This window comes from Rossellomorea sp. ABR4_012 (assembly GCF_056159545.1).
This window is the reverse complement of sequence record NZ_JBSWVK010000006.1, coordinates 68,157-80,845: the sequence shown is the minus strand read 5'-3', so window position 1 is coordinate 80,845 and position 12,689 is coordinate 68,157. Positions and strand designations below refer to the sequence as shown.

Genomic DNA, 12,689 nt, shown 5'->3' with positions numbered 1-12,689 from the left:
ATGTTACGATGATGGTACAAGAAGGGGGATGAATTCATGTCAATGTTCAGTAAAGTGATTGCCAGTATAGGAATTGGTTCTGCCATTGTGGATACAAAATTAAAGAGTGCCTATATTCAGCAAGGGGAGATACTCGAGGGAGTCGTAGAGATCAAGGGCGGTAACACAGATCAAAGGATAGAGTCTATCAATCTCAAATTAATGACGATGTACGGTCATGAAGGCAGCGACCGATTATCTCAGGGCACTGTGGAAGTGCACAAATTGAATGAACCATTCATGATTTCGAAGGGGGAACATAAAATCATTCCTTTCTCATTGCAGGTTCCTTTGGATACTCCTATTACAATGGTTGATCCCGAGACACAGAAGAATGTACCGCCGGTTTGGATTGAAACAGGCATCGATATCAAGAATGCGGTTGATCGCAGGGACAGGGATTTCGTATCAGTAGATCCGACAACCGTGCACGAAAACATCATTGATGCAATCAAGGTAATTGGCTTTAAATTCAGGCAGATGGAAAGTCAGAACACCCCTCAATGGATTAAAACGAACCGGCCATTTGTCCAGCAATATGAATTCATCCCTTCGTATGGAAAATACAGCCGGAAACTGGACGAACTCGAAGTCTACATTTTGCAAGGTGATCACGAAACAACAATATACTTTGAGATCGATAAACGTAGCAAAGGGTCAATGGCCGCGCTGAAAGAAAAGCTCAACCTAGACGAACACAGAGGAAGCGTCACCCTCGATAACCAGCAAATCCTTATTAACAGAAGCCGGATAAGCGACACATTCGAACAGATAATCGACGACGTTCTATAAATAGTCAAGGCCCGTCCCAGTGTGCGTTAACGCGTTAACGCACGCTGGGACGGGCTTCTTACTTTGATTATGGAGTATGAAAGATTAATTGTTGGACTCGATCCTCACATATTCAGGAGCTGCTGTCACATAATATACACGCCCCCTGGAATTCCTGACTTCATACATATATGCCCCTTCCACCTTCAGCTTTCTTAATATTATCGGGAATCCATACTGATACTTCAACGTCCCGGCACGGTGAACATCATTGAATGTCGGTCTGTAGTAAAAGTCAAGCCCTTCAACACCCCTGTAAATACTCTCAACCCTTTTTCCCATGTAGTCTGTCGGCACAGATTTTTTTTCAGATACTTCAACAGAACCTCCGCTTCCTGCCGTCACATAGGTAATACCGAAGTAATCACATACTCCTCGTGCCTGCTCTATAGCTGTTTCCCGCTGAAAATCTTCGTCAATCATTAGCAGTGCTTCTCTCTCATTATCCATAAACCCGTTCTCAATCAGTACCGCTGCCTTTTTGAACTCCCTCGTCACATGGAGATTCTGTTCAATAACTCCCCTATAAACCTGCTTTGTCCCTAATCTTAAATAGTTTGCAATAGATTCAGCAAGCTTCCTATCCTCCACATCGTTAAAATAAATATGAAGCGAATGTCCCTGTGGATCTCTTCTTCCGCCGTCGAACTTTCCATCAAAAGCATTAAAATGGTTTGATATCATTGCATCTGCTCCCATGAAATTCGCTAGATCGGTTCGCGACTTCAAAGGAGTATCCTCATCATCCGGCGCCGTCAATACCGTTCTGAATCCGCATCTTTCCAGTTCAGCTTTTAAAAAGAAAGTCACCTTCTTATTGAACTCATTCTCTCGGATCTCCCTTCCGATTGATTTAATATATGGCGTCCGTTTACCAGCTGTCCCGAGGCCATGTCCATCATCCAAAGCAATCAAATAATCACGAGCCATTGCCATTTCATTCAACTCCATTCTACTAGTTAAATAGTAAAATCTTTTACAAATAGACACCTAAACATAAAAAAAGAGCTGCGGGCGGCAGCTCTTACAATGTCCTTTTAAAATATATCTCCTTAAACAATCCCGAATTTCTTCAACGCATACTCAATCCCATCTTCACTCGATTTTTTCGTGACGAAATCCGCCACTTTCTTTAACTGATCATTCCCATTGCCCATGGCGATCCCCAGACCTGCCATTTCCAGCATGTCGATGTCGTTTTCTCCATCGCCAAATGCGATGGCTTCAGATTTATCTATATTGAAATGTTCCAGCACCTTTAAGATGGCCATTGATTTTGATACATCGTCTTTTAAAACATTCAATACGAAAGGGTGCCATCGTTTAAAGGTGAGATCTGGAAATCTGCGTATGTATTTTTTGACCGTTTCTTCATTAGCAAACAGACACATCAGATACACTTCTTGTGTGAATATTTCTTTCTCAACAATTGGATATTCATTTAGTGACAGCGTTTCTCTTAGGGCCTCCAATATCCCCTTATTCCTTACCCCATTCATACTGAAGCTTTCTGTATAGAATGAAAGTCCGTGATTTTCCCTATGTGAGAACTCAACCACTTCCTGGACAATATCCCTATCCATGGCAACTTTATGAAGCACTTCATCCCGGTGTTTCACGAACGCTCCGTTTGCAGAAATAAATGTATCAATCCCCAACTCTCTTATTTCGCTGCACATGGATAAGGGCCTCCCTGTTGCCGCGGCCACGATCACCCCTTTATCTTTTAATAATTTGATTACATCCTTTGTATTTTGTGAAATACTCCCATCTTCATGATGTGTAATGGTTCCATCAATATCGAAGAAAACAATTTTATAGTCCATCATAATCACCTTTTTCTTATATACAATATAAATTTATTAAACCACGATTGCTTAATTATCATGATATAAAAGTGAGCGCGATTCCCTTTTCATAGTGAATGATGTAATGATCTAAGAATGCAAATTACAATCCAATATGTGAGAGTGTTAAACAAGCTTTATCGGCACCGCTATTTTTTTGATAATACCGTTGCATCAATTGGTACCGTGGAATCTATAAAATCCTGATCAATGTTAAAGAAAACAGCTTTTAGCTTTTCTCTCCCACCCATCTTTGCAAACCAATTCCGTACTCGTTTTACATGTTCTTCATCACTTCTGACTTTCTCTTCAATTTCTTCATACTCTTCATGGCTGTTATACTGCCATATAGCGAAAATCTCCACTTCTCCGTCAGGCCGATTGTTCATCCACCTGCCGACTAACTTGCACCATACTTCAGCTGTGCAGACAATAGAGTTCTATTGAAGTGTTCATTAAATTCTTCTACAATGCTTTCGTCGATTATATATGTTTTTCTGCGGTAGATCATGGGATCACGCTCTTCCATAAGTTTTCAACTTTATTTGTTTAACAATACTGTTCTGAGCTCGGTAATTTCTGTGATAACTTCCAAAGGTTTGTGCGAAGTAGAAGGAGACGCATTACCAGTATTTAACCAAATCGCATCCATACCCATTTTAATGGGACCGACTACATCTTGATCCCAAGAGTCGCCTATGAAAATGGTTTGATCCGGAGCCGCATCGAAATGAGATAAGGCTGCTGTGTATAGTTCTGGATCAGGCTTTCTGTAACCAAGTTCTTCTGCTTGAAAGATGGTTTCTTTTTTAAACACATTGGAAAGGTTCATGCTGGAAATTTTCTTGATGGGATCGTAGAGGGCATTTGTCACTATACCGAGGTGGTAATGGTCCTGCAGCTCGTTCATTAAAGAATTGAGCTGTACATCTTCTTTGATACAACTCATGCCTGTTGTTAAGAACAATTCGTGGAATTCATCAATCGTGTCCTGGTCCGGATATATATCGAAACTGGAAAACGCTTGTTTCCACCTGGCCCTTCTAAATTCAAGTGGTGTCATTTCACGGTTTTTAAATTTATTTAATAATGGCAGCGGAACACTTAATTTCTTTTGGAGAAACAAATCTGCGTCGATGTCTATGGTCAGTGCATGAGACTGAATGGTTTTGATGATCCCCTCTTTGAACCACTCGCTTCCCAGCAGGGTTCCATCTAAATCGAAAAGTAGCAAGGTGTGCTTTTTCATTTTTAATTCCCCTTTACGTTTAGGAAAGGACATCCAGGTTTACAAATCTGCACATCCTTGAATCACCTTATTTAAACTCTTCGGTGACCACTTTTTCGAGCCTCAATGTATCCATAGTAGGTACATGTCCCATTCTCTGATAATTCCTTCACCGCGAACCCGCATTTTTCATAAAATGAAAAATTGTTGGATGAGGTATGAGCAAACCAATCACCATGAGGGAGCTTTTGAACACAGAGCTCCACAAGTTTTTGGCCGATCCCTTTTCCTCTGTAAGTGGATGAAACAATTAAATCCATGATATTCGCAGCCATGATTCGATCGGAAATGACCCTGACCATGCCGATCATTTTATTCCCATCCCAGACCGTAAATGCCCACGTGGAGTTCTTGAATATTAATGTGAATTTTTCTTTCTGCCAGTCCGGGGTATTCCTGACCCATCCTGCATCTTTAAACAGTTTCTCCACTTGATCGGCAGGAACCCCTTCTGTGCCTTCCCGGATGATTAGACCGTTGAAATAGTGATACATATATACTCTCCTTTCAAATCTTAGTGTCAGCCTTACATTCAAACCCCTAATCAAGTAATGTATTTTATTAAATCCCTCTTAAAATATTTTGATAAGCTCCACTATTAATAGTAAATAAACACCTGCAATCACTCTCTAAACAAATGAACAAGCAGCCGTTCACGGTCTTCAAAAAATTGCTTCATGATTGAATAGTGACCGGTATCTTCAAGCCTTGACTCTTTCATGCCGGTATCAGCCAGTTCGATGATCTTTGCTTCCGGGTATGCAATGAGGATCGGCGAATGAGTGGATATGATGAACTGGGAGCCTTGATTGACCAGTTCATTTATTCGGGCAAGCATGGAAAGCTGGCGCAGTGGTGAAAGAGCTGCTTCGGGTTCATCAAGGATGTAAAGGCCATTACCGCGGAAACGTTCGGTGAATGCCGCAAAGAACGATTCACCATGCGACTGTTCATGGAGCGACTTGCCTCCAAATGAGTCAATGATCTTTGCGCCAAAGGAAGGCTCACTGTCCATTTCTTCTATATTAGAAGCAACATTATAAAACGTTTCAGCCCTAAAAAAGAAGCTGTCCTTTGCTCTCTCAACACCCTTTATAAGACGTAAATGATGATGCAGATCCGAATGTGAATCGTAGCTTGAAAAATTAAAATTCAGCGTTCCTCCTTCAGGGTTAAATCCCAATGCAATCGCAATGCCTTCAAGCAGAGTCGACTTTCCCATCCCATTTTCGCCAATTATGTATGTGACGTTAGGGTGGAAAGTGATTTCATTGAAATTCTTCATAACTGGGAGACTGAACGGAAATTGCTTGTATGAGGGGATGCAATCTGTTTTAAGAGAGATTCCACGTATATACTGGGTATCGCGGGATAATTTCATTGTTGGATCATTCCTTTCAAATAGGTTGTACACAGCCCACGTTTATCTGTAATTCGATTGATACAGACTGATTTCCTCTAAAATTCCTTCCTTTATTCTGTATGGATGACTGTTTTTCTACAGTAAAGTACTCGTATGCTGACAAGTGGACTGTTATCTTACACCTTTCATCAATAATCTTGGAGTTTTTACTATTAATCTTTCAGTTGCTACGATTAATCTATGAGTTTTCCCCTTTAATCTTTCAGTTTTTAAGATTAATCTATGAGTTTTTCCCATTAATCTCTCAGTTTTTACGATTAATCTATGAGTTCGGTCCAATAATCTATTATTTTTCCATAAAAATCCAAGAGATACAACCCATAAAAATAAGCCCTCCCAAAAAAGGAAGAGCTTTCTGCTTATCTATAAACCTTTCTTCTCATCCACTGCGTTGCTGCCCATTTGTCGCCGATGACGACTGGACCGCCGCCGTGCAGGGTGAGGTCGTTCAATTCCTGATCTTCATAGAAATATTCAAAGTATACTGCCATGCCTTTATGTGGTGAAACAGAAAAATTCAGTTTAGGGAAGTAGGTTTCTCCGCCTTCCTCTACATCATTCAGATACATGACAAGTGTGCTGATTCTAGGATTGTTTACTGGTCTATTTGATGCCGACCGGAAAAAATCAAAGTGAGCCTTGTATTCCTCGCCGATTTTGTAATTCAGGACCTGTAGTCCTTCCCCGTGTTCAACTGGGATATTCATGATTTGAGAAACCCTTTTTTCGATTTTGGCCACTACATCGTTTTCAGCTTCTTCGAAGAACATGCTGCTGCTTGTTCGGAGATCATCTACATGACGGGTGTTGCCGATTCTTGACCGGTTCATCCGGTCTTTTGACAGCTGGATAAGCGTGTCACATTCTTCATCACTTAAGACATTACCCAAAACGACGATGCATGGTTCTTCCATTCTCGCAATGATTTGAATCTCTCTATCTTCGGTTTTGATTTTATTCCCGATGTGATGAAAAATACTTTGTTCCTTAACAGTCATTTCATTAGTTTCCAATGTCAACTTCCCTCAACCTCTTCACTTTTTTAATATTCCGAATACTTCAGGAAAACGAGTCATTCGGCAGGTTTTATAAACTAGAAATACTGAACGCAGCAATCTCAGTGACTGTAGTGGCTATATGTTGTATTTTCGTGTCCCCCAAATCTAATAAATCGTACATTTTTTGATTTTATTTTACACCGTGGATGAGGGAAAGAGAAGCATTTTTTTACCCTTCTATCGACCTATTTGTGACGATACAGGTACAATGAGTTTAGAAATTTCGAAGAACATGCTTGGAGAGCATTTTTTTAAGAAATAATCAAAAAGAAGAGCATTCGCAGGGTTAATGTGAACACTCTTCTTTATCAAATTAGCAATCTAGTTTTCTACATTGTGTTTATCTATGAATGACTTTGTGGATAATCCGGGTAAACCCTATTCTAGTAAGGAGCACCCCTACTTATCAATCCAGTTCAATCTTCACCTTTTCGTCCAAATATTTCGTTGTATTATATCCTTCGATCACAAGCTTGGTCGGTATCACTTTTTCTCCGGAAGTGTCATTAAAGAGTTCAAAGCTTTGAATGGTATGGAAATAACGTGGCTGGTCCAGTTCCTCAAATCTGTAAGGTCCTTTGCGGATATCATATTCCTTTCCATGTTTATCAACAAGGACTCCTTCTGAATTCATCCCCATTGACATCGAAATATTGTCACTTTCATTCTCCTTCTCCCCTGTAACATGGAACTGAAGTGATTCATATTCCCTGTTTTTCAACTCATGGTTACTGATGACGACTTTGGTAGGAAAACCAACTTCCACCTTGTCGATTGAAATGGTACTTCCCAAATACTCGAAGGTTTGTGGATATTTCTGGTCAGGATCAAGTTCAATGGTTTTTGGATCTTGGACTGTCAAATGCATGGATCCAAACTGGACATCCAGCTCCTTCACATCTTCACCGTATAAAGATTCAAAATGTGTTTGAAGTGTATTCCAATTTATATTTCCAGGTGCATCCACGAAAGAACTCCCATACAAGTCGGCATTAAATTTCTTATCGCCAACGTGGAGGCTATCAAAGTTGAGCATGCCAATTTGTTTATCAGGCTGATCGTTTTTAAAACTGTATTGCAGAATTGTTGCTGTTGGAGCGATGGTGAGTTTGTCGAATCGAACAGGGATGCCTCCAATTTCAGTTTCTTGATTCAATTCATGTTCGACTGCAGGTTGTTTTGTCACCGGAATCTCGAAACTCCAATCCCCATGAGCAAATTCCATTTCCTCTGAAGCCCATGGACTCAAATCACCAGAACTGTCAGCATCCTGAATCAGCTTTTGCAGTCTTGTGATCTTCAATTTAACAGTTCCGCTCTGCTCCTTGAGAGGCAGCAGACTCATCTTGCCCTGATAGACGTTCTTTTCATTATGACTATCCGTTTGGGTGACAGGCGGTGCGTACCTTGGATAAGCTGCGCGGTCCATGATTTCACCTTCATTCTGTACGAAAACACCATCATGGACATTCATAGCATATTGATTTTCTTCTTTCATATCGGTGATTTCATAAAAGACAAGTGTCTGCACTTCATCCGCAATCACACCTTTGATCTTGATTTTCACCCCTTCACTTTCTGCTTCTAAATTCAGACGTTCTCCAAGGTCATGCTGAAGATAGGTTCGCCATTCTTCCTGGTCTTCTGTCCAAGTATAGTATAGGCTGCTGAAGCTGCCGGTGACAAATCCTGTACATAGTAACAAAGCAAATACACCGGCAAACGCAAGCCCGATATGATTACGCCTCTTTTTCTTCAGCTGTCTCCGTTTTACTTTTTCCATCAGCCTGTGTTTCACTTTCTCCATGAAACCCGATGGAGCCTGAAAATCTTCTGTGATTCCTGAAAGAGTCAGCATGACATCCTGGAACGCAGCAAGATCCTCCTGGCAGTTCGTACAATGATAGATATGTATTTCAAATTTAACTTTTTCCGGCCTTTTGAGGATTCTCCCCAAATAATCGATATAGTTCTTATGGTATTCCCGACAGCCTGCGAAGTGTGTTCCGTAGCCCATTTCTTTTCTTAATGACCGGATTCCGTAAAATACCCGTTCTTTCACACTTTCTACATCAACCTGCAGAATACGGGATGAAGTATCTATAGAAAAACCCTTTAAATACGTTAACGCAATTGCTTCTCTTTCATCAGATTCTAATTGATCGAGGGCATCGAATACATCCTTCCTCGGTTCGCTTGTCTTTGTATCTTGCACACGATCCTCTTTAGAGAGCTCACGGCAGGTTTGTATAAAAATAGAAGAAGCCCATGTTTCAAATGAAGTCTCCTTTTTAAAACGCCGCAGTCCTTCATACACGTTAGTGATGGCTCGGTAAAAAAGTTCCTCTATTTGCCGCTGATTCCTTAAATATGACCAGCCGAGTGTGTAGAACGATTGTTGATGCTGTTCAAACCAGTCGATGATGGATTCAATGTCTTTCTCTCTTATCCTGCTGATATGAAAGGGATCTGTTTTAACTTTTGCTGAGATCATTTATGTCCTCCCTCCTTTATTGCTTTTCTTCATTGACGAAATATTAAAAATTTTCCCTTTGGTACTATGTTACCATATTCATCCATTGAAGATCATGCTTGTTTTTGAAATAAGCTAGCTATATTAAAATGAGTCATAGTTAAATAGTTAATGGAAATACCAATCTATGAGGACTGACCTTTTGGTGGAAGATAAAGATTTTCACCTATAAATGATCGGAACCCATCAAGTGAAGTTCCTTCTTTTCCCTCCTCTTCAACTTTTGGAGAATGCCTTTTGGAACCCATCCCGCCATCCCATTTTTTTTAATCAAATCGAATCCAGTGCAGGTATCATCCATCAGGGACACGATGTCACCTTTTTTCACGTTGATTTGTGTACAGGAAATATCAGACTTCGCAGTGAAATTGTCCTGTTCACCTTGGTGGATATACTCATTTTTCACCAGGAGCTTTTCATTGGTCCCTTCTTGCCTGCAAATGGTGAAATGTTCATATTTTTCAAGGGGCTGAAGTTCATAAGACGGGTATGAAATAGAACCGGTCATCTTTGACTCTGATTGAAAATCTTCCATCACTTCATATTCAGGGAACTTGTCGATATATGTATACGATAAGACGTCTCCATCAGGAGTCCGGTCAATGATAAAGGCATTCAGCTGTCCGGTCTCTTTTATGATGTTCCCGCCATCGATGGCGATGATTTTTTTGGCTTTATCAATGATTGGATTATGTGAAGCAATGTCCGAAGAGTAGTTTACCACCGGCCAGTGCCCGACAATGACAAACTTGTTTGCTGCATGTGATTTATTAAGGAATAATCGTAACGTAATGGCCGTTATCCGGTCCGTGTCCTTCCAATCTACTTTGTCTTCGAGCCCTGCATGTACAAAAATATAGTCATCTGTTTCAATCGCAGTCGGCAATTCCATCAGCCACTTCATTTCTTCTGAAAAATGTTGTGTCAACCGTTCCTTTATCTCTTTGACCGTTGTCTCTTCGTTTATGGTAAATCCGATTTGTCCCAGCCATTCATGAATGATGGAATGCTTTCTCGCAGTCAAATAGTTTAGTAATTTAGGGTTTTCTCCGAATACATCCTCAACTAACGTATCGCTATTGCCTTCTGTGACATAAACGTCAGGGTAGCTAGATGAAAGTTCCATTATGAAGCGTACAACGCCATGACTGTTGCTTCCTTTTTCACAAAGATCGCCATTAATGATTAAGTAGTCTTCCGGGCTGAAATGCACCTTTTCCAATAATTCTTTGAAAAGCTCCAATTCCCCGTGGATGTCAGAGATTACAATGACTCTAACATTGTCAGGAAAGTTTACGTTTTTAATTTTGTTCACGTGGGTACGCTCCTTTACAATTCCATGGCCTCGGTTTGATTTTAACATAAATTTCCTAGTAACTTGTCAGAATATAAAAAATCGGGTTATAGACCATAGGGACAGGAACCGTGGCTCCATTCAAAAATAGTTCACGATACTTTTTTCCCCCTATTGTCATGTTTTTTCACTGTTCAAGACCTACAAATCTTGTGATAACCGAATCATATCTCTGCACTGTATGCCATTTTCATAGATTTCTTCAGGGTAGTGTCTAACGAAAAAGTCCAGATCGACACCCAAGATTCTAAACCCACATTTCTGATAAAGAGCCAATTGTCCAATGCCTGAGTTTCCAGTACCTACTTCAATTGTTTTAAAACCTTTGGACCTAGATGTTTTGATTGCATCCAACACCAGCTGTTTTCCAATACCTCTTCCATGCAGCTCCTCTGCAACAGCAACGTTCACCAACTCGATCGTCTCAGGTCTAGTTGGGAGCAAAACATACACCCCGACAATCTTCTGCTCACGTTCTGCAACGAAACATTCTCCCCTATTCACATATTCTTTGACAATTTCTTCTGAAGGATCTGCCATTAACAACAATTCCATCGGAAGATCTTCAGCTTTGGTCAGTTTTCGTATGATCATTATTAAACCTCATTTTAATATTTTTTATTTGATCTATGGTACATGGCCCCATTGTTCAAAAATCATTTCATATAGTTTTGAACTAATTCAAAGCATCTTTCTTGTGTGAGATTGTTCACTACCGTTACATATTCTAATTGTTCCATCGTCCCGCCTTCGTATTTCAGGGATGCCTCTTTAGCAGTATGATCCCGGTGATCTATCCATTTACGTTGTTCTTTCCTTAGTTGGGCCATCTCTTCTGATGGAAGCTGCTTCTCCAGGACTCCATATATTTCATTTAGCAATCCATTCCAAACGTCGAATAGATTTCCTTCCACACCTTTTAATGCGTATGTTATTTCATCTTCTGAGTTTTTTCTTATCTTTTCCGTTTCTTTTTTCGTATCATTTAATTTCTTGAGATATTCCTCCTTCTGATCCGCTGAATTACCTGTGGAGGAGTCTCCTTCTTTACGTTGATTACTTGAAGTTTCTGCTGTTTCAGTATTCCCTGCATCATTTGCATTTCTTTTTGTGTCTTCGATTTCTGAGGTATTCTCTATCGAATCTGGATTAGAAGAATCGGCGTCTGTGTTTTGAGTTGATTTATTATCTTTTGACTCGCTGTCCAACTTGGCACTTGACTCATCAGATGACTCTCCACAAGCAGCCAGTAGAACGAATAAACCTATTAATATTCCCACCAAAAATGTACGATTGTATTTCATGTGAAAAAAACTACCTTTCTTCTTTTGTATTCTAGGGTTTACCTTGATTGATGTTTCTCATTTACGTATATGGAAAAGGCAGACCAACTTGAGGAGATTGAGCTTTCTAAGCGCCATGTCCCTGAATTTACTCCCTGTTTGTGTTCATCCACTTGACTCCATACTCAACCATTTCTCTCATCGGCATTAGATAACTTCTTGCATCACCAACTTTGCCTTCTATTACATAGTTTGTTTCTCTATGAAAGTCAGCAAATATTTTGTCGAAGTCATGTGAGTCATTGTTGATGTCCTGATACGTTGTCCATATTTCTTCATTATGTAATTCAACTTTCACATCCCATATTTTTTCTTTAACAAATGTATTTTCTTGTCTATATTCCGCTAAGTGCAGGGATGTATTTGAATCTGCCGGTGCTCCCAGCAGGAGGATGTATCCATTTAGTTCGTATATTTTCCCTAAAGGCGAGTGAACATTCAGCGCAAAATTCATATCATGGTTTTCTGTTATGAATTCAGCATTCTTTCCCCATGCAGAAAATGAAGTGTGCGGATGGGAACTTCGGTGCACTCCCTTTTGCTTCCTGAACGTTTCCGGTATAAAGCCCATATAGCAGGTAGGTGTCAAATCCGGGTGATAAATCGGCATGTGCTCTCTTATTATACGAATCTCTTCATCTGTATAACCGCTTCCATATACTGTCGGATCACAAAGTTGCTCGGTCTGCGTAGGCATAACAATGTTTCCAGCTGCTCCGACAGCTTCCTCCAAAGCTAAGATTACTGAAACAGGACCTCCAATAACTCTTCCTATAGATTTTAAAGAAGAATGAACAATTACTGTCATTCCTTTTGTCACGCCTAAATTCACGAGAGCATCTTTTAATTGATTTTTCGTGATTAAGTTCCTTTGCTTCATGAACCTCTCCCCTTATGATTAGAAATCAGTATCCTTTAACGATACCCATTATCCATTAATTTCTAATTACCCACAACACTTATTTCCATTAAA

General features: G+C 40.1%; 13 protein-coding genes. 1 reads left to right on the top strand and 12 read right to left on the bottom strand.

Annotated features, from left to right (window positions below):
- The first annotated feature begins 36 nt into the window (after positions 1-36).
- Entirely contained in the window at positions 37-831 is a 795-nt protein-coding gene (locus ACXAFV_RS20185; RefSeq protein WP_475129107.1) for a sporulation protein, read from the top strand.
- A gap of 84 nt (positions 832-915) precedes the next feature.
- On the opposite strand, the gene ACXAFV_RS20180 is transcribed toward ACXAFV_RS20185, so the two are convergent.
- The 12 genes from ACXAFV_RS20180 to ACXAFV_RS20125 form a co-directional block, all read right to left on the bottom strand.
- Positions 916-1,806, bottom strand: coding sequence for an N-acetylmuramoyl-L-alanine amidase family protein (locus ACXAFV_RS20180; RefSeq protein ID WP_475129105.1), 891 nt, complete (start codon positions 1,804-1,806; stop codon positions 916-918).
- Positions 1,807-1,922: 116 nt separating this feature from the next.
- Positions 1,923-2,696 (bottom strand): Cof-type HAD-IIB family hydrolase, encoded by a 774-nt coding sequence (locus ACXAFV_RS20175; protein ID WP_475129104.1) that lies wholly within the window; start codon positions 2,694-2,696, stop codon positions 1,923-1,925.
- Positions 2,697-2,866: 170 nt separating this feature from the next.
- Entirely contained in the window at positions 2,867-3,106 is a 240-nt protein-coding gene (locus ACXAFV_RS20170; RefSeq protein WP_475129102.1) for a hypothetical protein, read from the bottom strand.
- A 152-nt stretch (positions 3,107-3,258) separates the two neighbouring features.
- Positions 3,259-3,966 (bottom strand): HAD family hydrolase, encoded by a 708-nt coding sequence (locus ACXAFV_RS20165; protein WP_475129100.1) that lies wholly within the window; start codon positions 3,964-3,966, stop codon positions 3,259-3,261.
- 71 nt (positions 3,967-4,037) lie between these two features.
- Positions 4,038-4,499, bottom strand: coding sequence for a GNAT family N-acetyltransferase (locus tag ACXAFV_RS20160; RefSeq protein ID WP_475129099.1), 462 nt, complete (start codon positions 4,497-4,499; stop codon positions 4,038-4,040).
- Positions 4,500-4,627: 128 nt separating this feature from the next.
- The gene (locus ACXAFV_RS20155; RefSeq protein ID WP_475129097.1) at positions 4,628-5,386 is read right to left on the bottom strand and encodes an AAA family ATPase; all 759 of its coding nucleotides are present in this window, start codon (positions 5,384-5,386) and stop codon (positions 4,628-4,630) included.
- A 401-nt stretch (positions 5,387-5,787) separates the two neighbouring features.
- On the bottom strand, positions 5,788-6,426 hold the full coding sequence (locus ACXAFV_RS20150; protein WP_475129248.1) for a 2OG-Fe(II) oxygenase: 639 nt from the start codon (positions 6,424-6,426) through the stop codon (positions 5,788-5,790).
- 466 nt (positions 6,427-6,892) lie between these two features.
- Positions 6,893-8,980, bottom strand: a complete 2,088-nt coding sequence (locus tag ACXAFV_RS20145; RefSeq protein ID WP_475129095.1) for a sigma-70 family RNA polymerase sigma factor — start codon at positions 8,978-8,980, stop codon at positions 6,893-6,895.
- A gap of 205 nt (positions 8,981-9,185) precedes the next feature.
- Positions 9,186-10,334 (bottom strand): metallophosphoesterase, encoded by a 1,149-nt coding sequence (locus ACXAFV_RS20140; RefSeq protein ID WP_475129094.1) that lies wholly within the window; start codon positions 10,332-10,334, stop codon positions 9,186-9,188.
- Positions 10,335-10,514: 180 nt separating this feature from the next.
- Positions 10,515-10,967, bottom strand: a complete 453-nt coding sequence (locus ACXAFV_RS20135; protein ID WP_475129091.1) for a GNAT family N-acetyltransferase — start codon at positions 10,965-10,967, stop codon at positions 10,515-10,517.
- Between the two features lie 62 nt (positions 10,968-11,029).
- The gene (locus ACXAFV_RS20130; protein ID WP_475129090.1) at positions 11,030-11,677 is read right to left on the bottom strand and encodes a lysozyme inhibitor LprI family protein; all 648 of its coding nucleotides are present in this window, start codon (positions 11,675-11,677) and stop codon (positions 11,030-11,032) included.
- 127 nt (positions 11,678-11,804) lie between these two features.
- Positions 11,805-12,596: an AAC(3) family N-acetyltransferase gene (locus ACXAFV_RS20125; protein ID WP_475129089.1), complete on the bottom strand. Its 792-nt coding sequence runs from the start codon at positions 12,594-12,596 to the stop codon at positions 11,805-11,807.
- Positions 12,597-12,689 lie beyond the last annotated feature (93 nt).

What these genes read in the sequence shown, in the direction of transcription:
- ACXAFV_RS20175 (WP_475129104.1), bottom strand. Translation starts at nt 2,696, where the DNA reads ATGGACTATAAAATTGTTTTCTTCGATATTGATGGAACCATTACACAT.
- ACXAFV_RS20130 (WP_475129090.1), bottom strand. Translation starts at nt 11,677, where the DNA reads ATGAAATACAATCGTACATTTTTGGTGGGAATATTAATAGGTTTATTC.
- ACXAFV_RS20185 (WP_475129107.1), top strand. Translation starts at nt 37, where the DNA reads ATGTCAATGTTCAGTAAAGTGATTGCCAGTATAGGAATTGGTTCTGCC.
- ACXAFV_RS20145 (WP_475129095.1), bottom strand. Translation starts at nt 8,980, where the DNA reads ATGATCTCAGCAAAAGTTAAAACAGATCCCTTTCATATCAGCAGGATA.
- ACXAFV_RS20180 (WP_475129105.1), bottom strand. Translation starts at nt 1,806, where the DNA reads ATGGCAATGGCTCGTGATTATTTGATTGCTTTGGATGATGGACATGGC.
- ACXAFV_RS20155 (WP_475129097.1), bottom strand. Translation starts at nt 5,386, where the DNA reads ATGAAATTATCCCGCGATACCCAGTATATACGTGGAATCTCTCTTAAA.
- ACXAFV_RS20165 (WP_475129100.1), bottom strand. Translation starts at nt 3,966, where the DNA reads ATGAAAAAGCACACCTTGCTACTTTTCGATTTAGATGGAACCCTGCTG.
- ACXAFV_RS20160 (WP_475129099.1), bottom strand. Translation starts at nt 4,499, where the DNA reads ATGTATCACTATTTCAACGGTCTAATCATCCGGGAAGGCACAGAAGGG.
- ACXAFV_RS20150 (WP_475129248.1), bottom strand. Translation starts at nt 6,426, where the DNA reads ATGACTGTTAAGGAACAAAGTATTTTTCATCACATCGGGAATAAAATC.
- ACXAFV_RS20125 (WP_475129089.1), bottom strand. Translation starts at nt 12,596, where the DNA reads ATGAAGCAAAGGAACTTAATCACGAAAAATCAATTAAAAGATGCTCTC.
- ACXAFV_RS20135 (WP_475129091.1), bottom strand. Translation starts at nt 10,967, where the DNA reads ATGATCATACGAAAACTGACCAAAGCTGAAGATCTTCCGATGGAATTG.
- ACXAFV_RS20170 (WP_475129102.1), bottom strand. Translation starts at nt 3,106, where the DNA reads ATGAACAATCGGCCTGACGGAGAAGTGGAGATTTTCGCTATATGGCAG.